18 protein-coding genes are annotated in these 22,278 nt (G+C 29.5%); 13 read left to right on the top strand and 5 right to left on the bottom strand.

Annotated features, from left to right (window positions below):
• Position 1: 1 nt before the first annotated feature.
• Positions 2-430, bottom strand: a complete 429-nt coding sequence (locus tag Bmayo_RS00765; RefSeq protein ID WP_075551872.1) for a hypothetical protein — start codon at positions 428-430, stop codon at positions 2-4.
• A 28-nt stretch (positions 431-458) separates the two neighbouring features.
• Complete coding sequence (locus tag Bmayo_RS00760; RefSeq protein WP_075551871.1) at positions 459-1,595, bottom strand: LIC_12708 family protein; 1,137 nt, start codon at positions 1,593-1,595, stop codon at positions 459-461.
• A gap of 61 nt (positions 1,596-1,656) precedes the next feature.
• Between Bmayo_RS00760 and secA the strand changes: the two genes are divergently transcribed.
• Both secA and Bmayo_RS00750 read left to right on the top strand, forming a co-directional pair.
• On the top strand, positions 1,657-4,359 hold the full coding sequence (gene secA, locus Bmayo_RS00755; protein WP_075552486.1) for a preprotein translocase subunit SecA: 2,703 nt from the start codon (positions 1,657-1,659) through the stop codon (positions 4,357-4,359).
• A 13-nt stretch (positions 4,360-4,372) separates the two neighbouring features.
• Positions 4,373-4,984 carry a superoxide dismutase gene (locus Bmayo_RS00750; RefSeq protein WP_075552487.1) on the top strand — a complete coding sequence of 204 codons (612 nt, stop codon included), beginning with the start codon at positions 4,373-4,375 and terminating at the stop codon, positions 4,982-4,984.
• A 63-nt stretch (positions 4,985-5,047) separates the two neighbouring features.
• On the opposite strand, the gene nagB is transcribed toward Bmayo_RS00750, so the two are convergent.
• Positions 5,048-5,854, bottom strand: coding sequence for a glucosamine-6-phosphate deaminase (gene nagB, locus Bmayo_RS00745; protein ID WP_075551870.1), 807 nt, complete (start codon positions 5,852-5,854; stop codon positions 5,048-5,050).
• Positions 5,855-5,880: 26 nt separating this feature from the next.
• Positions 5,881-7,086, bottom strand: a complete 1,206-nt coding sequence (nagA, locus tag Bmayo_RS00740) for an N-acetylglucosamine-6-phosphate deacetylase (protein WP_075551869.1) — start codon at positions 7,084-7,086, stop codon at positions 5,881-5,883.
• A gap of 178 nt (positions 7,087-7,264) precedes the next feature.
• Here nagA and fliD point away from each other — a divergent pair, with 178 nt between their 5' ends.
• The 5 genes from fliD to Bmayo_RS00715 all read left to right on the top strand — a co-directional run bounded on the left by fliD (position 7,265) and on the right by Bmayo_RS00715 (position 13,520).
• Complete coding sequence (gene fliD, locus Bmayo_RS00735; protein ID WP_075551868.1) at positions 7,265-9,262, top strand: flagellar filament capping protein FliD; 1,998 nt, start codon at positions 7,265-7,267, stop codon at positions 9,260-9,262.
• Between the two features lie 126 nt (positions 9,263-9,388).
• Positions 9,389-10,399 (top strand): flagellin FlaB, encoded by a 1,011-nt coding sequence (gene flaB, locus Bmayo_RS00730; RefSeq protein WP_075551867.1) that lies wholly within the window; start codon positions 9,389-9,391, stop codon positions 10,397-10,399.
• A 154-nt stretch (positions 10,400-10,553) separates the two neighbouring features.
• On the top strand, positions 10,554-11,672 hold the full coding sequence (locus Bmayo_RS00725) for an ATP-binding cassette domain-containing protein (protein WP_075551866.1): 1,119 nt from the start codon (positions 10,554-10,556) through the stop codon (positions 11,670-11,672).
• A 6-nt stretch (positions 11,673-11,678) separates the two neighbouring features.
• Positions 11,679-12,578 (top strand): ABC transporter permease, encoded by a 900-nt coding sequence (locus tag Bmayo_RS00720; protein ID WP_075551865.1) that lies wholly within the window; start codon positions 11,679-11,681, stop codon positions 12,576-12,578.
• 57 nt (positions 12,579-12,635) lie between these two features.
• Positions 12,636-13,520 (top strand): glycine betaine ABC transporter substrate-binding protein, encoded by an 885-nt coding sequence (locus tag Bmayo_RS00715; protein WP_075551864.1) that lies wholly within the window; start codon positions 12,636-12,638, stop codon positions 13,518-13,520.
• Here Bmayo_RS00715 and yidD read toward each other — a convergent pair.
• Complete coding sequence (gene yidD, locus Bmayo_RS07485) at positions 13,509-13,799, bottom strand: membrane protein insertion efficiency factor YidD (protein WP_075551863.1); 291 nt, start codon at positions 13,797-13,799, stop codon at positions 13,509-13,511. The genes Bmayo_RS00715 and yidD overlap by 12 nt on opposite strands.
• Positions 13,800-13,936: 137 nt before the next feature.
• On the opposite strand from yidD, the gene Bmayo_RS00705 reads away from it, so the two are divergent.
• From Bmayo_RS00705 to Bmayo_RS00680, 6 genes are all read left to right on the top strand, one after another.
• Positions 13,937-15,172, top strand: a complete 1,236-nt coding sequence (locus Bmayo_RS00705) for a TolC family protein (RefSeq protein ID WP_075551862.1) — start codon at positions 13,937-13,939, stop codon at positions 15,170-15,172.
• 11 nt (positions 15,173-15,183) lie between these two features.
• On the top strand, positions 15,184-16,131 hold the full coding sequence (locus Bmayo_RS00700; RefSeq protein ID WP_075551861.1) for an efflux RND transporter periplasmic adaptor subunit: 948 nt from the start codon (positions 15,184-15,186) through the stop codon (positions 16,129-16,131).
• An 18-nt stretch (positions 16,132-16,149) separates the two neighbouring features.
• A complete protein-coding gene (locus tag Bmayo_RS00695) occupies positions 16,150-19,353 on the top strand; it encodes an efflux RND transporter permease subunit (RefSeq protein WP_075551860.1) in 3,204 nt (1,067 codons plus the stop codon).
• Position 19,354: 1 nt separating this feature from the next.
• Positions 19,355-19,663, top strand: coding sequence for a PG0541 family transporter-associated protein (locus Bmayo_RS00690; RefSeq protein ID WP_075551859.1), 309 nt, complete (start codon positions 19,355-19,357; stop codon positions 19,661-19,663).
• Between the two features lie 169 nt (positions 19,664-19,832).
• Entirely contained in the window at positions 19,833-20,063 is a 231-nt protein-coding gene (locus tag Bmayo_RS00685) for a hypothetical protein (RefSeq protein WP_075551858.1), read from the top strand.
• A gap of 313 nt (positions 20,064-20,376) precedes the next feature.
• On the top strand, positions 20,377-22,269 hold the full coding sequence (locus tag Bmayo_RS00680; RefSeq protein ID WP_075551857.1) for an AMP-binding protein: 1,893 nt from the start codon (positions 20,377-20,379) through the stop codon (positions 22,267-22,269).
• Positions 22,270-22,278 lie beyond the last annotated feature (9 nt).

The raw sequence follows: 22,278 nt of genomic DNA, 5'->3' as shown, positions 1-22,278 counted from the left end.
TTTATCCTCTAGGTTTTATTCTTTTAGTATAAAAAACATTATTATTGCCATTACTCTTTAATATTATACTTAATAAACCTTCATTTTGATAGATTATATTAGCATATGTTGTAAAGTTTTTTCTGTTTATATAAAACATATTGCTTTCAATTAATCTATTATCTAGATAAATGTCTAGCTTAGCTTTTCCTAGGTTGGTAATTTTTTTTGTTTTTATGTTTATTTTTAGCGATAATCTGTTTTTGTCTTGTTTGTGGCTTATTATCATTTTGATATTGGTTTTATTATTTTCGTGATTTTGAATTCTGGGAATTAATAAAATTTTAAAAAATAAAAGAATTATAACAAAAATTATTCCAATAATAATATGTTTTTTCAATTTTTTTTGGTATTCAATTTCTATTTGTTGATTGCAATTAATTTTTTTCATTGTATTTGCAAATTCAACCTTCTTATAATTATAATTTTAATAACTCATTTAAATTCCACCAGTAAACACTAACACCAGTTTTTCCGCCATAAAGTATACTAAGTATTCCATCTTTAGATAAACTCTCAGAGAGAAACATTAAATTTGCAGGCTCAATTAAAGCTATTTGTTCTTTAATTAAGCCTTTATTGTCTAATTTCCATATTAAATTGTTAGATAGATTTTTCATGTTAGTAGATGCTATTATTTTGTCTTTTTGTATTTTTATAATGTTGATAAAGCTCTCCTGTTTATCATCTAGTAAGTTTTTAGGAAGAGCTATTTTACTTATTACTTCTAATTCTTTGTTTTTTTTCAAACTCATTTTATAGATATATTGATCTTTAATTTTAATTCCAATATCGTTTATATTTTCATTGTCACCAATGTTTTCATAGTAAGTAGTTTTTACATAAAGAGTTTTTTTGTTAACTTCAAAAAAAACCTTGTCTATTGAAATATTGTATTTTTTCTTTTGATTTTCTATTTTTTCTAGTAGGTTTTTATTGACGTAAATTTTATAAAGTGGAGAAAAGTCTTTATTATAAGAATATATTATATATCCTTCGCTATATATTGATATTATTGCAATGTTGCCATTTTCATCAACATTAACATCGTAAATTTGTGGAAATGGTATTCCATTTAAACCTTCTTGACCCAAAATTTCTACAGACGAGTTTTTGTTTAGTATTAGTATTCTCATGAAGTAGGCAATATTTTCTTTTTGATTTAATTTTGATTTTTTATTATTTAGTTTGTCTGCGACAATAATGAAATCTTTTAGCGGGTATATTGCTTGAATTCCTTCAAAATCTATTTTTTTTATTTTTAAATTGGGATTTGTTTTAAATATTCCATTTTGATAGGTTTGTATTAGCTTTCCGTATGAGTTAAAAATCATTAATTTATTTGTTTTTATTTCTGCAATGTACACTAGCCCGTTATACGTTTTGATATCAAATTTTGAATTTGTAAATTTGTTATTCAGGGGCATTATTGCACCAGGAAGTGTTCCAAATGGTATTTTGAATTGTTCTTCTCCTAGTTCGTTTAAAGTTTTAGTATTACATGATATAATTGCAAAAAGCAAGCTTAATATAAGAGCTTTATAGTGTTTTTTCATATTTTTATATTATTATTTAAAATGACTTTAAGTCAATTATTTAGGAGAATTAATGCCTAACATGTTAAAAGCGGTACTTGAGACGACCATTGGCTCAAAAAGTAAAAGAGATTTAAAAGATTATCTTCCAACTTTAAGAAATATTAATAAGCTTGAGCGTTGGGCATTATTGTTGGCAGATGAAGATTTTTCAAAGGAGACGGAAAAGCTTAAAGATGAATTAAAATCGGGTAGTTCTTTAGAGAATATTTTAGAGCGAGCTTTTACTCTGTCTAGAGAAGCTGCTAGAAGGCGCCTTAAAGAAAGGCCTTATGATGTTCAAATTATTGCAGGGCTTGCTCTTCATAAAGGCAAAATAATAGAGATGAAAACAGGAGAAGGAAAAACTCTTTCCTCAGTTCAAGCGGCTTATTTGAATAGTTTGACAGGAGATGGGGTTATTATTGTTACTGTTAATGACTATCTTGCAGAGCGTGACTCCAATTGGATGAGGCCAGTTTTTGATCTTTTGGGCGTTAGCGTAGGGGTTGTTTTATCTAATATGGATTATGAGCTAAGAAAGGCTCAATATGCTAAAGATATTACTTATGTTACAAATAATGAACTTGGATTTGATTACCTAAGAGATAATATGCGTTATGACTTGAATGAGAAATCCTTAAGAAAGTTTAATTATTGTATTATTGATGAAATTGATTCTATTTTGATCGATGAAGCAAGAACTCCCTTGATTATTTCAGGACCTACTGAGGGCAACACCAATGCTTATCTTGAGGTTAATTCTCTTGTATCTTTTTTAAAAGAGTGTTCAAAGGATCCCAAAACAGGTGATTATCCATTAGAAATAGATGATCTTGATGGCGATTATACTGTTGATGAAAAAGCTAAAAGAATTTCTTTTACTGCCAAAGGGCTTAATAATCTTGAACAGCTTTTAGTTTCTAAAGGTATTATTAGTGGGTCTATGTATACCGATTCAAATTTTAATTATGTTCATTATATGACCCAAGCTTTAAAAGCACATTTACTTTTTTTAAAAAATAGGGAATATATTGTTGGGGATTCTGGGGTTGAGATTGTAGATGAATTTACCGGGAGAGTTTTAACAGGGCGAAGATATTCTGATGGACTTCATCAGGCTATTGAAGCTAAAGAAGGAGTTAGAGTTGCCAATGAAAATAGGACTATGGCAACTATTACTTTTCAAAATTTATTTAGAATGTTTGATAAAATTTCTGGTATGACAGGTACAGCTGATACAGAAGCTAAGGAATTTCATAAAATATATAATCTTGATGTAGTTGTAGTTCCAACAAATAGATTGTTAGCACGAATAGATGAAGATGATACTATTTATTATACAGAAGAATTTAAGTTTAATGCGATTACAGATGAGGTTTATAAAACTTACAAAAAGGGCCAACCGGTTTTAGTGGGAACTGTTTCTATTGAAAAATCTGAGATTTTATCAGCCATGTTTAAAAATAGAGGGATTAAGCATGAAGTTCTTAATGCAAAAAATCATTCTCGAGAAGCATTTATTATTGCTGAAGCTGGAGCAAAACATGCGGTTACAATAGCAACAAATATGGCTGGTCGTGGTACGGATATTAAACTTGGAGGCAATATTGAACACAGGGTTAGAAAAAAAATTGGGACTAATGTAAGCCTTGAAGAATTTCAAGAGGCTGTTAAAAATGAGAGAGAAAATTACCTGAAAGACTATAATGAGGTTAAAAGTCTTGGTGGGCTTTATGTTATTGGTAGTGAACGTCACGAATCAAGGCGAATAGACAACCAGCTTCGTGGGCGTAGTGGAAGACAAGGTGATCCTGGGCGCTCAAGGTTTTATGTGTCGCTTGAGGACGATTTAATGCGGCTTTTTGCTGGAGACAATCTAAGGTCGTTAATGGGCAAGCTTGGAATGGCAACAGGAGAGCCCATTATGCATTCTCTTTTAACCAAATCTTTGATTAATGCTCAAAAAAGAGTAGAAGACAGAAATTTTGAAATTAGAAAGCATTTACTAGAGTATGACGATGTTATTACAAAACAGAGAGATTTTATTTATGCCCAGAGAAACTCTATTCTTGAAGATACGGCTCTTAAGGATCGTATTCTTGTTTCCTTAGAAGAATATCTTAGTTTTTTACTTGAGGGGACAAAAAGTAATGCAGTTTCAAATGTTTTTTTAAATGAAGTAAATTCAATTTTTGCCTATATGTTTGAGAGTCTTGGCTCTATTGAAAATATTAATTCTCTTGATTTAAAGGCTAAGCTAATGCAAATAGCAAAGGCAAATTTAGATGAAAAGGAAAATTTGATCGGTAGGGATCTTTTTAATGGATTTTTAAGATATGAATATTTGAAAAATATTGATTTTAAATTTCAAGAACATCTTGCAAATTTAGACTCTTTAAGAGAGGCTGTTTATTTAAGGTCTTATGCTAATAAAAATCCAATCACAGAATACAAAGAAGAGGGATTTTCAATATTTAGCGAGCTTATTAAAGACATTAAAGTTTCTACTATAAGGCGTGTTCTTCAGTTAAAATTGGATAGCAAAAATTCTTCCGATTTTAAGCCAACAAAGAAGTCTAGGAATGTTAAACCAATTCATAAAGAACTTTCTGGAATTGTTATTAATGAGAATAAAAGCATTTCTAATGTTCAAGTGGTTAGAAGCTCTCCTAAAATAGGTAGAAATGAGCCTTGTTATTGTGGAAGTGGGAAGAAATATAAAAATTGTCATGGTAAAAGTTAAAACAGGGGGTTTTATGTTTAAGCTGCCAGAACTTGGTTATGATTATGATGCTGTTGAGCCTTATATTGATGCTAAAACTATGGAAATTCATCATAGCAAACATCATAATGGTTTTGTAGTGAACTTGAATTCTATTTTTGAAAAAATGGGGAAAATTCATTTAACAGATGTGTCAAACATATTGAAAAATATTCATGATTTTCCAGAGGAATTTCAAACTTTAATAAGAAATAATGCTGGGGGCTATTCGAACCATACTTTATATTTTAGAACTTTAAGGCCAGGAAATAAGAGTAATCTTTTTGAAAAGTTTAAAGATGATATTAATACGGCTTTTGGGAGCCTAGATGTTCTTAAGGCTAATTTGAAAGATACCGCGATGAAAATTTTTGGAAGTGGTTGGGCGTGGTTAGTATTGTGTCCTGATAGTGGGCTTAAAGTTATTTCAATGCCTAATCAGGATAGTCCTTTAATGAAGTCTTATAAGCCGATTTTAGGTATTGATGTTTGGGAGCATGCCTATTATCTTAAATATCAAAATAGAAGAATTGAATATGTTGATGCATTTTTTAAGGCTTTAAATTGGGAAGAAGTTTCAAAAATTTACAATGAAGTTAACAATTAGCCTTTATTTTTGTAAAGATTTTCAATTTTAGGCTTAGTATTTTACTTTAAAATGTTAAGTAATTTATTTTAAGTCATTATTAAAGTTTTCTTTTTCTATGTCGTTAAAGTATTCTACCGTTCCGACTTTTAATTCGTAAGTTGCATTTTTGTCAGATACTATGATTGCATTTTTATGTAATTGAAGCGCGCTAATTGTCCACATATGATTAATGCCTTTTTCAATAGCATGCTTTAATGCTCTTGCTTTACTATGTCCGTTTACTATTATTAAAATTTCTTGTGAATCCATAATTGTTCCAACTCCAACAGTTAGTGCACTTTTGGGAACTTTGTTCAGATTGCCTTCGAAAAATCTTGAATTAGCAATGATTGTATCTTGGGTTAAAGTTTTAATTCTTGTTCTTGATGTTAGGGAGGAACCAGGTTCGTTAAAAGCAATGTGACCATCAGGCCCAATTCCACCTACAAAAAGCATGATTCCTCCGAAACCTTTCATTTTTTTTTCATACTCTTCACATTCTTTTTCAAGATTTAAAGCATTTCCATTTAATATGTTTATGTTTTCTTTTTTAATATCAATGTGAGAAAAAAAATTTTTCCACATAAATGAATGGTAACTTTGAGGATGATTTTTTTCAATTCCTATATATTCATCCATGTTAAAAGTTATGACATTTTGAAATGAAATTTTTTTATCTTTATTTAATTCAATTAAATTTTTGTACATACCAATTGGAGAGCTTCCTGTTGGAAGCCCAAGGATAAATGGCTTTTCTTTTGTTGGAGAAAATTCTTTAATTTTTTGTGCTACATGATTGGCTGCCCACCTTGATATCTCTTCATATGTAGGCCTGATTATTAATCTCATTGCTATCTCCTTAAAATAGTTTAAAGTTAGAGATTGTTAAAAATTATTTTAGATTCTATCATTGTTAACTTTAGATTAAAATCTTTATCTAAGACATTGATGTTTGCATCATATCCATGGCATATTAATCCCTTTTTATCAATATTGAGGATTCTTGTTGGATTGTAGGAGCTTGCTTGAACAGCATCGCTTAAACTGTATCCGAATTCTACTAAATTTTTAAGACCTTGTATCATTGTGAGTGTTGATCCAGCTATCGTGTTGCTTTTCACGCTATGGAATAATCCATCTTCTGCAATATAAACTTCATCTCCATTTGCAATTAGTTTTCCACAAGTTTGACAATTTGGAGTAAGCCCGTCAGTTACAAGGACTATTTTACTTATATCCTTAAGCTTTCTAAGCATTAAAACTAATTTTGGGTGTATATGGTGGCCATCTGCAATAATTTCACAAGAAACATCGCCGTGTATTAATACTGCTCCTATTGCATTTGGATTTCTGTGATCAAGTTTTGACATTGCGTTGAAAAAATGGGTTGTATGGAGTATTCCAACTTGAAATCCTTCTATCATATTTTCATATGTTGCATTTGTGTGTCCTGCTTGAAGGTTTATATTGTTTTCAAGGCAAAATATTGCAAGCTCTCTCATGCCTTTAAGCTCAGGAGCAACAGTCATTGTGCTTATATGTGTTTTTCTTTTGCCGTTTGGTTCTGTAAATACCCCACCAGCTGCATCTATTAGTTTTTGCATAACTTTAATACTAGGTTCATGAAGATGAGAAACGGGGTGAGCTCCTTTTTTTTCAGGAGAAAAAAAAGGTCCTTCAAGGTGAAGTCCTAGAATTTTAGCTCCCTTTTCTTTGCCAATTGCTGCTGTGCAGGCTTTTATTGCTTCAATCATTTCATCTATTGGTCTTGGATAAAGAGTTGGTAAAAATCCTACTACGCCGTATTGTGCTAAATGTTCTGACATTTTAAGTATTGATTCTGTTGAACACTGGTCTGTTCCATGACCGTGAAATCCGTGAATATGATTGTCGTAAAGGCCAGGAGTTATATAATTGCCTTTTGTATCAATCATTTTGTATTCTCCCAGATCCATTTTTTTAAGCCTATCAGACGTTACAATATCAAAAATTTTATTATCTTTAATCAGAACCGCTGAATTATCTATTTTATCATTTCCAGTTAAAACGGATTTTGAGTTGAATAAGCAAAAATTTGGCATTTTTATGCTCCTTTTAATTTATTTTACTATAAACATTAATTTTTTTTAAAGTTTTTACTTTTTATACTTTTTTATTTTAAAGTGTTTAGATGCTTAAAGTTTATGTTTTTTATTTATTTTATATTGTATTTTATTTTCAATTTTATTAATGATATAATTTATCCCGGAGGGCATTATTTTGGCATCGGGATTTTTTGTTCCTGGACTTGAGAGTAAATATAATACTAAAGAAATTCGTGAATCCATGCTTAAGTCCGATAAAGCTAAAATTGATTCTTCTTTTAAGAAACTTGAATCTTTAGAGCAAGAGAAAAGTGCTTGGCAGTTAATTAATAGGAAAATCTCTACTTTAAATTCTCTTGCAAAAGAAATTACGTCACTTAACAGTCCTTTTAATCTAATGTCAGGAAATTCTAGTAATAGCGAAGTTTTAACCTTGTCTACTAGATATGGATCTAAAAATGAGACTCACAAATTAATTGTTGATCAAATAGCCTCAGCCGATGTTTTTTTGTCTTCAAACTTTGATCCTAAAAAAGTTACAATCCCAGAGGGAGATTATATATTTTTAGTTGGCAAGAAGGAAATTAATGTAAAAAGTAATGGTAACATTGATTTACTTGTGAGAGATATTAATAACAAGGGAAAGGGCTTTTTATCTGCAAAAATAGTAAAAAGTGATAAAAATGGAAATAGTCGTTTTGTTTTGCAATCCTTAAAGGAAGGCAAAGAAAATAAACTTGTTATCAAGGGAGAAGGATTGTCTTTTGCTAAGCAAATTGGAATTTTAAGCGAACTTAAAACCAATTTTAATCCTAATCTTTCAGATATTGCTTTAAATCAATCTAGCAGCAATAATAGACTTGCTTTTGAGAATAATAGCCTTATTCTCAATCCGCTTTCAGAAGTATCAATTGAAATTCCTGAAGATATTGAAATTACATCTAGGAGTAAGATTAAATTTGAAGTTAAGTATTTTGATACAGGTTTAGAAGAGCCTGATAGTAAGATTATTTTTAATCCTGGAGGGGCTACATTTAAAGATGCAAAAGTTGATAGTGAAGATAGTGTAGTTGATCTTGGATCTGATTTAAAAACTCCTTTGGAAAAAAAATATATTCAAATGAATATGGTTAAGATATGTAGCAAGGAAGGTTCTTTAGAGCTTCCTTTAGTAAATATTTCAAATAATTTTGAAGAGGTTGAGATTGATGTTGGAGCTCTTTCTAATCTAGAAGAAATAAATATTGAAAATAAAGCAAATAATAAAGTAATTGTGATTAGCAATGTTGAAATTTTTGATCCAAAAAATAGAGATGGTCATTTGCCAATAAATGCTAAAAGTTTTGCTGAGAATGCAAAAATAAAATTTGATGGAGTAGATGTTGAGAGGGATTCAAATGTTATTAATGATTTAGTTCCAAATGTAACATTAAGTTTAAAAAAAGCCTCAAGCGATATGGTTGAAGCTAAGGTTGAGCCTGATTATGAGGGGATTAAGAGAGTTCTTTTGGATTTTATTGGTGCTTATAATGAGGTTCTTGCTGAGATTAATATTGTAAGTTCCAATGAAGATCAACTTAGCAATCAAAAATCTAATATAGTTGAAGAGTTGACCTATCTTAGTGATTCTCAAAAAGAAGAGGCTTATAAAAATTTAGGTATTCTGCGGTCTGAATTTTTATTGAAAAATCTTAAATCCAGACTAGAGTCAATAATTTTTAAGCCCTATGCTACTAGTGATCCTAATTTTTCAATAATTAATCAGATAGGAGTGTTTACCAATTCCATTTCTTCTTCTGGTGGACTTTCTAGATATTTAAGGCTTGATGAGAAAAAGTTTGATGAATCAATTCGTAATAACATTGATAATGTTAGAGAGCTTTTTTTATTCGACCTTAATGGTGACAGAGTATATGATAATGGAATTGCTAAAATGCTAGGAGATTGTTTGTCTCCTCTTGTGGCTTCAGGAGGAGTTTTTTATAATAAAATAAAAAATTACGACTTGAAAATTTTTAATCAAAAAAATAAAGTTGAAGATTATAAAAAGAAGTATGATGATAGAGAGAGAAAAGTGGAAGGTGAACTTAATACCTTAGACTTTACTGTTAAGCGCATGAAAGATCAGGAAAACACATTAAAGGCTTTTGATTTTAATCAAAGAAATAAATAATAGTAATTATTTTTAATGCTATTGTTTTCTGCGTTTCTTTTTTTTAATTTTTTGTGCTATTCTTTTTAACAGGCAAAAGGATTTGCCAAAAATAAATAATTAAATTTTATCATGGAGGAATGATATATGATTATAAATCATAATACATCAGCTATTAATGCTTCAAGAAATAATGGTATTAATGCTGCTAATCTTAGCAAAACTCAAGAAAAGCTTTCTAGTGGATACAGAATTAATCGAGCTTCTGATGATGCTGCTGGTATGGGAGTTTCTGGTAAGATTAATGCTCAAATAAGAGGTTTGTCACAAGCTTCTAGAAATACTTCAAAAGCCATTAATTTTATTCAGACAACAGAAGGGAATTTGAATGAAGTAGAAAAAGTTTTAGTAAGAATGAAAGAATTGGCAGTTCAATCAGGTAACGGCACATATTCAGATGCAGACAGAGGTTCTATACAAATTGAAATAGAGCAACTTACAGACGAAATTAATAGAATTGCTGATCAAGCTCAATATAACCAAATGCACATGTTGTCAAACAAATCTGCTTCTCAAAATGTAAGAACAGCTGAAGAGCTTGGAATGCAGCCTGCAAAAATTAACACACCATCATCACTTTCAGGGTCTCAAGCTTCTTGGACCTTAAGAGTTCATGTTGGAGCAAATCAAGATGAAGCTATTGCTGTAAATATTTATGCAGCTAATGTTGCAAATCTTTTTTCTGGTGAGGGAACTCAAACTGCTCAGGTTGCGCCTGTTCAAGAAGGTGCTCAACAGGAAGGAGCTCAACAGCCAGCACCTGCTACAGCACCTTCTCAAGGCGGAGTTAATTCTCCTGTTAATGTTACAACTACAGTTGATGCTAATACATCACTTGCTAAAATAGAAAATGCTATTAGAATGATAAGTGATCAAAGAGCAAATTTAGGTGCTTTCCAAAATAGACTTGAATCTATAAAGAATAGTACTGAGTATGCAATTGAAAATTTAAAAGCATCTTATGCTCAAATAAAAGACGCTACAATGACAGATGAGGTTGTAGCTGCAACAACTAATAGTATCTTAACACAATCTGCAATGGCAATGATTGCACAGGCTAATCAAGTTCCTCAGTATGTTTTGTCATTGCTTAGATAAAATTTTAATTTAATTAGTATAATAAATTATTAACAAAAGATCCTTTAAAGGATCTTTTGTTTTTTTATTTCGGATCGGCAAAAATTTAATAATTTTAGTATAATTTATAATGATGTGTTATAAAGTATAATGCAGGCTTATTGAGGAGTTTGCTTTGAGTAGGGTTGCTGTTAAAATTAAAGATTGTTATAAGGTGTTTTCGTATTATGTTGACAAAAAGCAGATAAGTAGAGCTATAAAAGACTATGAAAATGGCAAAGATAGAATGCAAATCTACAAAGAATCTTCTATTTTTATTGCAAATGCTAATATTAATCTTGATGTTTATGAAAATGAAATTTTAGTTATTATGGGTATGTCAGGCTGTGGTAAGTCTACTTTAGTCAGGTGTTTAAATGGCATTTATAAAATAGATTCAGGATCTATTTTGGTAAATAACATGGAAATGAATGCTATAAATCGAAAAGATCTTTCTAATTTAAGAAAAGATAAATTTGCAATGGTTTTTCAAAACTTTGGACTTTTTCCCCATATGAATGTATTGAGAAACGTTACTTATGGGCTTGAAGTCAAGCATATTCCCAGGAAAATCAGAGAAGAGCTTGCTATTGAGGTGTTAAATCTTGTGGGGCTTGAGGATTCAAAATATAAATATATTAATGAACTTTCTGGAGGGATGAAGCAAAGAGTTGGAATAGCAAGAGCATTGGTGGTTAATCCAGATATTCTTTTAATGGATGAAGCTTTTTCAGCACTTGATCCTTTAATTAAAGGAGAAATGCAGGAAGAACTTTTAAGGTTGGTAGCTAAACTTAAAAAAACAGTTGTGTTTATTACTCACGATTTAATTGAAGCTTTTAAATTGGGGCATAGAATTGCTTTTATGAGAGATGGAAAAATTATTCAAGTTGGCAAACCTTTAGAAATTTTAGCCAATCCTAGTACAGATTTTATATCTGATTTTATTAAAAATTTACCTGTTTTAAATATTTTAAAAATAAAAGATATTTTAAAATATGATTTTGATTTAAACTCTGGTAGTGATAATGGTTTAAATGTTATTATTAAATGTCAAGGTGAAAATTTTAGTTTGTATGACAAAGTTCTTAATAAAAGGTATGATAATCTTGTATCCTTAAATTTAGACTTAAATGACGAGATAAAAAAAATTGTTGAATATTTGAATAAGCAAGATTATTTAATAATAAAAGAAAAGGGAACTATTGTTGGATATATTAGTTTAAATGAAATTTCTGATTTATTATCAAGATAGGAATTTATGAATAAAGATTTTTTTATATTAAAAATAGATAATTTTTTTGATTTTTTGGTTGATAATTTTTCAATTTCTGATGGGGTAGGTTTTTCTAAAAGTATAATTTTTTTATATGAAAATTTGAAAAATTTATTTCTTTTTGTTAATCCACTTTTTTTTATTTTGACTGTATGCTTGCTAAGTTTTGTTTTCTTGAAAAAGAGATTAATATTTTTAATTTTACCCGGATTCTTTTTTATTTTGTATTTTAATCTTTGGGAAGCTTCAATGGATACAATAGCTATTATATTTGTTTCTGTATTAGTTTCTGTTATTTTAGGAATTCCTATAGGTATTTTGGGGGGATATTTCCCAAGGTTTTATGTTTTTTTAAAACCTATTCTAGATTTGATGCAAGCCATGCCCCCTTTTATTTACTTGATTCCTGCTATTCCTTTTTTTGGAATGGGCACAGCTTCTGCTATTTTTGCTACAATAGTTTTTGCTATGCCTCCTGTTATTAGATATACAAGGCTGGGAATTGTTCAAGTTTCAGATGAAGTAATAGAGGCGGCTAAGTCCTTTGGTAGTAGTAATTTGCGCATTCTTTTTCAAGTTCAACTTCCTCTTTCTCTTCAGAGCATAATTGAAGGTATTAATCAGTCAATAATGATGGCGATATCTATGATAGTAATTGCTGCAATGGTTGGATCGTCTGGTTTGGGCAGGACTGTGATTTACTCTATAGAAAGATTAAATTTTGGCGAGGGTTTAATATCTGGATTAGCAGTTGTTATTATAGCTATTATTTTAGATAGGATTATGCAATCTATCTTTATTAAATTTAGCTATTTAAATACAGATCATTATGGCGGAAAGAGAGAAAATAAATTTAAAAGATTTTTAGAAATATATAATAAATAAATTGATATTTATTGGACTTTGTATTTGGAGGCCATTTTATGATATGGAGATTATTTTATGAATTTTATATATAAATTATTCATTGGAATTTGTATTTTTCTTATTTTTTTGTCTTGTGATGGAAAAAAGAGTTCAAAGAATTTGAAATCTGTAAAAATTGGATATGTGAATTGGGGCGGAGAAACAGCAGCTACAAATGTATTGAAGGTTGTTTTTGAAAAAATGGGCTACAATGCAGAAATATTTTCAGTTACCACATCTATAATGTATCAATACTTAGCATCTGGAAAGGTAGATGGTACGGTATCTTCTTGGGTTCCTACAGCTGATAAATTTTATTACGAAAAGCTGAAAACAAAATTTGTTGATCTTGGTGCAAATTATGAAGGCACCATTCAGGGTTTCGTGGTGCCAAGTTATGTTCCAATTTCTAGCATTAGTGAGCTTAAGGGTAAAGGTGCTGCGTTTAAAAACAAAATGATTGGTATAGATGCTGGTGCGGGAACTCAAATTGTTACAGAACAAGCGCTTGATTATTATGGATTAAGTAAAGAATATGAGCTAGTTCCTTCAAGTGAGAGCGTTATGCTTGCAAGTTTGGACTCTTCAATAAAAAGAAACGAATGGATTTTAGTTCCTTTGTGGAAGCCTCATTGGGCTTTTTCTAGGTATGATATTAAGTTTCTTGATGATCCTGATTTAATTATGGGGGGAATTGAGAGTGTACATACTCTTGTTAGACTTGGTCTTGAAAATGATGATTATGATGCATATTATGTTTTTGATCATTTTTATTGGAGTGATGATTTAATATTGCCTTTAATGGATAGAAATGATAAAGAGCCAGGCAAAGAGTACCGCAATGCAGTTGAATTTGTTGAAAAGAATAAAGAAGTTGTAAAGACGTGGGTTCCAGAAAAATATAAGCCTTTATTTGATTAATCTTTTTTTAAATTCTTTTAAAGATTTTGAAATAGGGTTGTATTTAGGAATAGAATCGTTTCCTCCTTTGAATAATGCATTACATCTTATTATTCTTAGTGTCATTAGTATTAAGGCTGTTAAAAAATTGTATTTTTTAAGGCATTCAATTGAATATTTTGAGCAAGTAGGTTTGTATATGCATTGTAATCCAAATATTTTAGAGAAAGTATGTTGGTAAATTTTTATTAAAAAAATAAGAGCATAATTTAAGATAAATAAAATTTTGAAAATGTTCATATTTAGAATTGTATTATATTATAATTAATTATAATAATTAATCAAATGAATTGAAAATATTAATTAAGTTTTATAGCTTTAAAGTTTTGATTTTTATTGTAAGGGGGCCTCGAATTAAAAAAATTTTTTTAATTTTTATGACCGTCTCTTTTTCTTTTGCTGAAGTTATTCAAATATCACCCAAACAAGCTGTAAATATGGCCTTAGAAAATAGCTTGGATTCAGAAAACGCTCTGTACAAAGAAAATATAAAAAAACTTTATAAAAATAATGCATGGAATGTTTTTGTTCCAAACGTTAGCTTTAGCTCTACACTTAGTAGAAATCCTTCTGTTTTGAGTGAGCTTGAGAGAGATTATTGGGGTTTGGGGTTTGGAGTTGGGATTAATCTTTCTTTGTCACCTTCTGTTTTAAAAAGAATGCAACTTATTATGTTGGAATATGAAAATGCAAAAATAGAGAGGGAGAGCGCTGTTCGTAATATCAAGCTAAATGTTCTTAAGTCTTACAATCAATTGATAGCTTTAAAGAGTACCTTGAAAGTTTTTGAGAGCCAAATACAAAATAGTAAACTTAAATTTGAACAAGCCAGAATTGCTTATAATAATGGAATAATATCAGAAATAGATTTTCTTGATGCTCAGCTTAAGTATAAAAAATCTCAACCAGATTTAGATGGTCAGATTATTAATTTTGAAAAATCAAAAGAAATTTTCAAATTATTAATAGGATTAGATCCGGATCAAGATTTTGAAATTATTGGAGAATTGCCAGATGAGACAATAGATTTTTCCTTATTTAATGAGGCATTAAATCTTAATGAATCATTAGAGATTAAAGAGTTGAATATGCGTTTAAAGATGACAGAGCAGCTTATTGGTTCGCTTTGGCTAGATACTTATTTGCCAAGCCTTTCTTTATCATTTTCTTACTCTCCTTATAAATCATTTCATGAAGATTCTAAAGGCTTTTCAACTGGATTTTTAGCATCCTTTAGTTTAAATTATAGCTTAACTGAAATGTTTCCATTTTCAAAGAGTTTTACAAAAATACAAGATAACAACTATCAGCTAAAAATACTACAGAACAATGTTGAAGGTAGAATTAGGAATTTAAAATCTAGTATTGTGCAAAAAAGAAAGGATATTAGAAGATATAAAGCGATTCTTGATGCTTCTAAAATTAATGTAGAATTAGCTAATAAAAATTATCAAATGGCATTTAATGCTTTTAATTCCGGGGTCATGGATCTTTCTAAATTGAATGATATTGAGCTTGTTTACAAGCAAAGCGATTTGAAGTTCATTGAAGATAAATTAAATTATGCTAATTCTATACTAGAATATAAGAATTTAATAAATTCATTAGACTAAGAGGTATTTTGATGAATTTGATTTTTAATATTAACTTATATTTAAAAAAATATTTTTTAGTTTTATTCTTGATCCTAGTTGCTTGTGTGAGTAAGAACAAGCTAGATGACGCCAATAAGGAGAAAGAAGGTCCTTATAGATTTCCAGTAATTGCTATGAAAGTTAAAAAGGGAATCTTGAGTGATTATTTGTCTTTAAACGGAGATGTAGATACAAAAGTTAAGGCAGATATTTTTCCAGATGCTGTAGGCAAAATAACTTCTTTGAGAATAAAACTCGGAGCTTATGTTCAAAAGGGACAAATAGTTGCAACTCTTGATCCTTCAAGGCCTGGTTCTATATATTTGAAAAGTCCGGTAAGAGCGCCAATCTCAGGATATATTTTAAATATTACAAAAAAAATTGGTGAAACAGTTAATCTTCAGTCCAACATAGCAGTAGTAGGAAGAATAGATACAAAGCAAATTTTAACTTATGTGTCTGAAAAATACATTTCAAATATTAAAGTTGGAAATGATGCTATTATTGAAGTTGGAGCTTATCCTAATGAAAAGTTTAAAGCTAAAATTTCAGAAATATCTCCTATTTTAGATTCTAAAAGCCGAACTATCGAAGTATATCTTACGCCTATTGGCAGTAATTTAGATAAACTGATTATTGGTATGTTTTCTAAAATCAAACTTATTACTAAACGTTTTAGAGATGTAATTAAGATTCCAAGAGAGGCTGTTGTTGAGAGAGAAGGCAAGAAATTTGTATTTAAGCTTGATTTAGAGAGCAAAAGTGTTCAAATGTTGCCCATTACAGTGCTTTTTGAAATAGATAACATTGTAGCTCTTTCGGGCGAGATTGAAGAGAATGATTTAATTGTAGTAGAAGGTATGTCTGCTCTTTCTAATGGAACTCTAATAAATTTGGTAGATACCAAAGAGGGTCTTTCAGTTGAAAGCAATATTTAATTTATTGGGGGATGTGTTATGTTGGTAAAGAGAATAGTTGGCAAACCAATAACAATGCTGATTTTATTTTCATTGTTAATGATGATAAGTTTATATACCTTTTCAAGATTAAAAATAGACCTTTTGCCGGGGATTGATATTCCTCAAATAAGTATACATACTGTTTATCCTGGTGCTTCTCCTAGAGAAGTGGAAGAGAGTGTTTCTAGAGTTCTTGAGAGTGGTTTGAGCTCGGTAAAGAATTTAAAAAATATATATAGCATTTCTTCTAAAGAAAGTAGTACCGTTTCACTTGAATTTTATCATGGAACCGATTTAGATTTGGTTTTAAATGAAATTCGAGATGCTCTTGAATTGGCAAAATCTTTATTGCCCAGTAAATCACAGACGCCTAGAATTTTTAGATACAATCTTAAAAATATTCCTGTAATGGAAATTGTTATTAATTCTGTAAGGCCAGTTTCTGAGCTTAAAAGATATGCTGATGAAATCATTAAGCCTGGACTTGAAAGGCTTGATGGAGTTGCAATCGTTACTGTTAATGGTGGAAGTAAAAGGCGCGTTTTAATTGAAGTTTCTCAAAACAGATTAGAGTCTTATGGGCTTTCTTTGTCAAGAATATCTTCAATTATAGCATCTCAAAATTTGGAACTTTCAGCTGGTAATATATTAGAGAATAACTTGGAATATTTGGTTGAGGTTTCTGGAAAATTTAAATCAATTGAAGAGATAGGCAATGTGGTAATAGCTTATAAGATGCCTGACATTTCTTCTGGGATAAATTCATCTCCTATTGAGATAAAGCTTAAAGATATTGCTAATATTAAAACCGATTTTGAAGATTTGTCAGAATATGTTGAATATAATGGGTTTCCTTCAATTTCCTTGTCGGTTCAAAAACGTAGCGATGCCAATTCTATTTCAGTTTCTAATGCTGTTATGAGTGAAATAGAAAAATTGAAATTATCTATGCCTAAAGATATGAGATTGGAGATTGCTTCTGATAGTACTGATTTTATTAAAGCGTCCATTTCAACAGTTGTAAATTCAGCCTATTTTGGAGCCGTGCTTGCAATATTTGTTATATTTTTCTTTTTAAGGAGCTTTAGAGCTACAATAATTATTGGAATTTCTATTCCAATAGCAATTGTTCTGACCTTTTGTTTAATGTATTTTGTAAATATCTCCCTTAATATTATGAGCCTTGCAGGTCTTGCGCTTGGGATTGGAATGGTTGTTGACTGTTCAATTGTTGTAATAGACAATATATATAAATATAGGCAAAAAGGAGCAAAGCTTATTTCATCTTCCATTCTTGGAGCCCAAGAGATGATGCTGCCTATTACATCTTCAACTTTTACTTCTATTTGCGTTTTTGGTCCATTTCTTATTTTCAAATCAGAACTTGGGGTATATGGAGATTTTTTTAAAGATTTTGCATTTACGATTGTTATTTCCTTAGGAGTTTCTCTTTTAGTTGCGATTTTTTTGGTTCCTGTTTTATCAAGCCATTATGTCGGTTTGTACACAAGTTTTCAAAAAAATATTAAGAATGTTTTTATTAGGAAAATCGATGTTTTTTTTGCTAGTATTTATTATTTTTTAGAATTTTTGTATATCAATTTATTAAATATAGTTTTAAATCATAAATTAATTTTTGGGCTTTTTGTTTTTTTTAGTTTTATTGGTAGCTTGTTTTTAGGATTATTGCTAGATGTTACAACTTTTGCTAGAGGCAAAGAGAATTCAATTACTATTAATTTGAACTTTCCCCATAAAACTAATTTGGAATATGCAAAATTTTATTCTAATAGATTTTTAGACATTGTAAAAAGTGAAGCTAAAGGATACAAAAGTATTATTGCTACTTTGCATGCTGATAGAATAATTTTTAATGTATTGTTTCCTCTAAAAGAAGAATCAAGGACCCAAAGCATAGATTACGATGCTATTAAATATAAAATTATGAATCGTATTGGAAATCTTTATCCCGAATTTAATGTTGAGCCTTCCAGTGGCAATGCTTTAGGTGGTGGAGATTCTATTAAAATTAAAATTTCAGCTAATGATTTCGAATATATAAAAGATTATGGAAAAATTTTAGTTTCTATGTTAAAAAAGGAAATTCCTGAACTTGTAAATCCAAGACTTAGTATAAATGATTCCCAACTTCAAATTGGTGTTAAAATAGACAGAGCGCTAGCTTATAATTATGGCATTGACATGAATACCATTTTAAATGAGTTTAAAGCCAGTATTAATGGTGTTGTTGCTGGGCAATATGTGGAGAATGGGCTTAATTATGATATTGTTCTTAAACTTGATAGAATGGATGTTAAAAATTTAAAAGATTTAGAAAAAATATTTATTATAAATTCATTTGGAGTTAAAATTCCTTTTTCATCAATAGCTACCTTTGAAAAAACCAATAAAGCCGAATCTATTTACAGAGAAAATCAAGCTTTAACTATTTATCTTAATGCAGGCATTTCTCCAAATGATAATTTAACTCAAGTAACTGCGAAAGTTATAGATTTTATTAATAATAAGTTACCGCATAAAGAAGGTATAGCGCTTAAGGTTGAAGGAGAATATAATGAATTTTCAAATATCATGGATCAGTTTAAAATAATCATTTTGATGGCTATTATTGTTGTGCTTGGCATTATGGCTTCTCAATTTGAATCTTTTTTAAAACCCTTTATTATTATTTTTACAATTCCTTTAACAGCAATAGGAGTTGTTCTTATACATTTTCTTGCGGGAGAAAAACTTTCTATTTTTGCTGCGATTGGAATGCTTATGCTTGTTGGTGTTGTGGTGAATACCGGAATTGTTCTTGTGGACTATACTGGTTTATTGATCAAGAGGGGATTTGGTCTTAGAGAGGCAATTATTGAATCTTGTCGTTCAAGGTTTAGGCCAATTTTAATGTCTTCTCTGACTTCAATAATAGGGCTTATTCCAATGGCATTTTCTAGTGGGAGTGGGATTGAGCTTGTAAAGCCAATTGCATTCACCTTTATTGGTGGAATGACAGCTAGTACATTTCTTACTTTATTTTTTATTCCCATGCTTTTTGAAATTTTTTCCAATATTGTTTCAAGTTTCAAATCTAGGCTAAAAAGAGTGGCGCCTAATATAGATTTTGAAAAATCATTCGAAATTAATAATTCAGCTAAAAGTAGTTATGATAATCTATTTGAAGAAGATGGAGAATGATATGACTAAATTTTATAGGTATAGGATTGAAATAATTTCTAATTTATCTTTAGAGCTTGATGTTTTTGAATGTATGGAAAAAATAGAGCAAGAGTTAGAAGAGTCCATATATTATTCTAAGATAGAAAATGTTTATGGAAAAGGTAAGAAGGGAGAAAAGCATGGTAATGGCGTTTGGCCTGAAGAAAATTTTATTTTAATTATTTATACCTCCAATCAATCTATTGTTAATAGATTAAAGGACATTGTAGATGATTTGAATCGTTCTTACCCTACAGAAGGGATTAATTTTTTTGTTTTGAAAAATTAATGCTTAAGAGTAAAATTTTATTTGCTATTTTGGCTAACAGGAGTATCTAATTATTTTTTTAAAGTTATCAATACTAGAAGTAAAAGGTGGCAATATTTCAAAAAAATTTAGAATATTATAGACAGGCTGTTAAATTTATGTTGATGGGTCTGCAGGCATTTTGTTTTAAATGATAAACAATGATAAATATTTATTGCAAAATAAATTTTACCATTTTATTTTAATAGTTACAGAAATTTCTCCTTTTCATTCTTTTATTAAAGCTAGGGTAAGCATATTTTATAAACTTATTCATCGCATTCAAGCAAAATCAGATAAATATAATTTCAAAGACTATGAAAATTATATTTCTTTTATTTCTGAAGAAAAAATAAGGAAATTTTTCAGAAAGAATAACTGATTATTTAAAAGTTATAAAATAGGTCTAAACACTGTTTTTATATTTGTGAAAATAATTGGATGATATTTAATGTTTTAGGTATTTTGAGAAAAAATATTGCTTGCTAAGATATTAAAATTGAAATTTATTTTTAGATCTTCAATTATTCTTTTCTTTAATATTTTTTTAAACTTTGTTTTGCTTTTTTAGATTTTTATTTTTATTGGTTTTCTGTATGCTTTTTACAGTAGGGAGGCTTTATAAATAATCTTTATGAATTTATGGTTAATAATGATATAATAAATCATCTTAACTTTGTTAAAAGGAGGATTATATGTCAATAGCAAAGGCATTCTTTGAAGTGGCTGATCAGCAAAAAGATAAAATTGCTCAAATATATAAAGTTTGCAATGGATATGCCCATGTTACTTATGGCGACTTAAAAAACAATGTTTTAAAGCTTGCTTCCTTTTTAAAGTCAATCAATATTAAGCATCAAGATAAAATATTTATTTGTTCTGAAAATAGGGCCGAGTGGACTGTGATAGATTTTGCAATTTTATCTTTAGGTGCTGTTGATGTTCCAAAGGGCTCTGATGTTACTCTTTTTGAAGCTGAAATTATTTTTAACTCTGTTCTTCCAAGTGTAGTTGTTTTGGAAAATTTAAATCTCCTTGATATGTTTGTTCAAATTAAATTTACAGTAAAGCCAATATTTATTATTATTGAAAATTTAAATCAAGAAGATAGACTAAAATATAGTGATTTTGAAATTTATACTTATAGCGATTGTATTTTATTTGGAGACAATTTAAGAAAAGATTCAGAAATTATTGAGATTGCAAGTAAAGTTGATTCTAATGATATGGCAACAATAATATATACTTCTGGAACAACAGGCCATCCAAAAGGAGTAATGCTTAGCCATGCTAACCTTCTTTATCAGGTTTCTAGTTTTAGTTTGATGGTTGATACGCAAGTGGGACAAATATTTATGTGCATTTTGCCAATTTGGCATTCTTTTCAAAGGTCTTTTTCTTACAATATTTTCCTCAAGGGTATGGTTTGTTTATTTTCTACCATTGTTCCAAGGGCAATGCTTGATGATATTAAAAATATTAATCCTCATTATATTGCAGCTGTTCCTAGGCTTTGGATTGCAATAAGACAAAATATTTACAAAGAAGTTTCTAAGAAGCCGTTTATCTCTAGAATGATTTTTCATTTTTTTGTAAAATCGGCATTTCTTAATGATATTTGCTATAGAGTGATAATGGGGCTTTATCCAGATAATGGGGTTAGTTTATTTTTCCCTATAAAGAAAATTTTAGGAGTATGTGGATTAATCTGTTTATTTCCTTTTAAGGCTTTGGGGAATATTTTAATTTTTAATAAAATAAATAAGATATTGGGTAATAATTTTGTTGTTGGAATTACTGGTGGGGGGAGTATGCCGTTGTCTGCTGTTAGATTTTTTAATTCAATTGGCATTGAACTTGCCAATGCTTATGGATTGACAGAAACTTCACCCGGAGTGGCTTCTAATAAGTATAAAAAGGTGATTATTGGAACTTGTGGTAAAATTTTGCCCGGAACTGTTGCTGAGATTAGAGATGCTGATGGTAATAAACTTAAAAAGCCTGGAAAGGGGATTTTGTTTGTAAAAGGGCCTCAAGTAATGCTTGGATATTACAAGGATAAAGAGGCAACCTGTAGAATTATTGGTTCTGATGGGTTTTTAAACACAGGTGATATTGCAAAATTATCTAAGGATAATGTTGTTCAAATTATTGGTCGCGAAAAAGATACAATTGTTTTGAATAATGGAGAGAATGTTGAGCCTGCTCCAATTGAGATTAAGCTTGAAGAATCAGTATTAATAGAAAAAGCGGTTGTTGTAGGTCAAGATCAAAAATTCTTAGGCGCTCTTATTCTTCCAAATTTTGAAGAAATAAATAAATATCTAGAAAGTGTTGGGCAAAAAATTTTTGATGCTAATAATAGGCGTCAAATTATTGCAAATAATATTGTTCTTAAGGCCATAAATGATGAAATAAAAAAATTAATCAATAAAGCTAATGGATTTAAGCCTTTTGAGCAGATATTAAAGTTTGCTCTTTTAGAAAAACCATTTGAAGTTGGTAAAGAAATATCGATTAAAATGGACATTAAGCGAAGCTATATTTTAAATTTTTATAAAAATGAAATTAAAAATTTATTTATCTAATTAAACCTA

This window comes from Borreliella mayonii (assembly GCF_001945665.1).
Taxonomy (GTDB): domain Bacteria; phylum Spirochaetota; class Spirochaetia; order Borreliales; family Borreliaceae; genus Borreliella; species Borreliella mayonii.
Note: the sequence above shows the minus strand (reverse complement) of the source record. Positions and strands in the feature narration are given on the sequence as shown.

Excerpts from the sequence above, each read along its gene's own strand:
- Bmayo_RS00765 (WP_075551872.1), bottom strand. The coding sequence starts at position 430 with ATGAAAAAAATTAATTGCAATCAACAAATAGAAATTGAATACCAAAAA.
- Bmayo_RS00760 (WP_075551871.1), bottom strand. The coding sequence starts at position 1,595 with ATGAAAAAACACTATAAAGCTCTTATATTAAGCTTGCTTTTTGCAATT.
- secA (WP_075552486.1), top strand. The coding sequence starts at position 1,657 with ATGTTAAAAGCGGTACTTGAGACGACCATTGGCTCAAAAAGTAAAAGA.
- Bmayo_RS00750 (WP_075552487.1), top strand. The coding sequence starts at position 4,373 with ATGTTTAAGCTGCCAGAACTTGGTTATGATTATGATGCTGTTGAGCCT.
- nagB (WP_075551870.1), bottom strand. The coding sequence starts at position 5,854 with ATGAGATTAATAATCAGGCCTACATATGAAGAGATATCAAGGTGGGCA.
- nagA (WP_075551869.1), bottom strand. The coding sequence starts at position 7,086 with ATGCCAAATTTTTGCTTATTCAACTCAAAATCCGTTTTAACTGGAAAT.
- flaB (WP_075551867.1), top strand. The coding sequence starts at position 9,389 with ATGATTATAAATCATAATACATCAGCTATTAATGCTTCAAGAAATAAT.
- Bmayo_RS00720 (WP_075551865.1), top strand. The coding sequence starts at position 11,679 with ATGAATAAAGATTTTTTTATATTAAAAATAGATAATTTTTTTGATTTT.
- Bmayo_RS00715 (WP_075551864.1), top strand. The coding sequence starts at position 12,636 with ATGAATTTTATATATAAATTATTCATTGGAATTTGTATTTTTCTTATT.
- yidD (WP_075551863.1), bottom strand. The coding sequence starts at position 13,799 with ATGAACATTTTCAAAATTTTATTTATCTTAAATTATGCTCTTATTTTT.
- Bmayo_RS00705 (WP_075551862.1), top strand. The coding sequence starts at position 13,937 with ATGACCGTCTCTTTTTCTTTTGCTGAAGTTATTCAAATATCACCCAAA.
- Bmayo_RS00700 (WP_075551861.1), top strand. The coding sequence starts at position 15,184 with ATGAATTTGATTTTTAATATTAACTTATATTTAAAAAAATATTTTTTA.
- Bmayo_RS00695 (WP_075551860.1), top strand. The coding sequence starts at position 16,150 with ATGTTGGTAAAGAGAATAGTTGGCAAACCAATAACAATGCTGATTTTA.
- Bmayo_RS00690 (WP_075551859.1), top strand. The coding sequence starts at position 19,355 with ATGACTAAATTTTATAGGTATAGGATTGAAATAATTTCTAATTTATCT.
- Bmayo_RS00685 (WP_075551858.1), top strand. The coding sequence starts at position 19,833 with ATGATAAACAATGATAAATATTTATTGCAAAATAAATTTTACCATTTT.
- Bmayo_RS00680 (WP_075551857.1), top strand. The coding sequence starts at position 20,377 with ATGTCAATAGCAAAGGCATTCTTTGAAGTGGCTGATCAGCAAAAAGAT.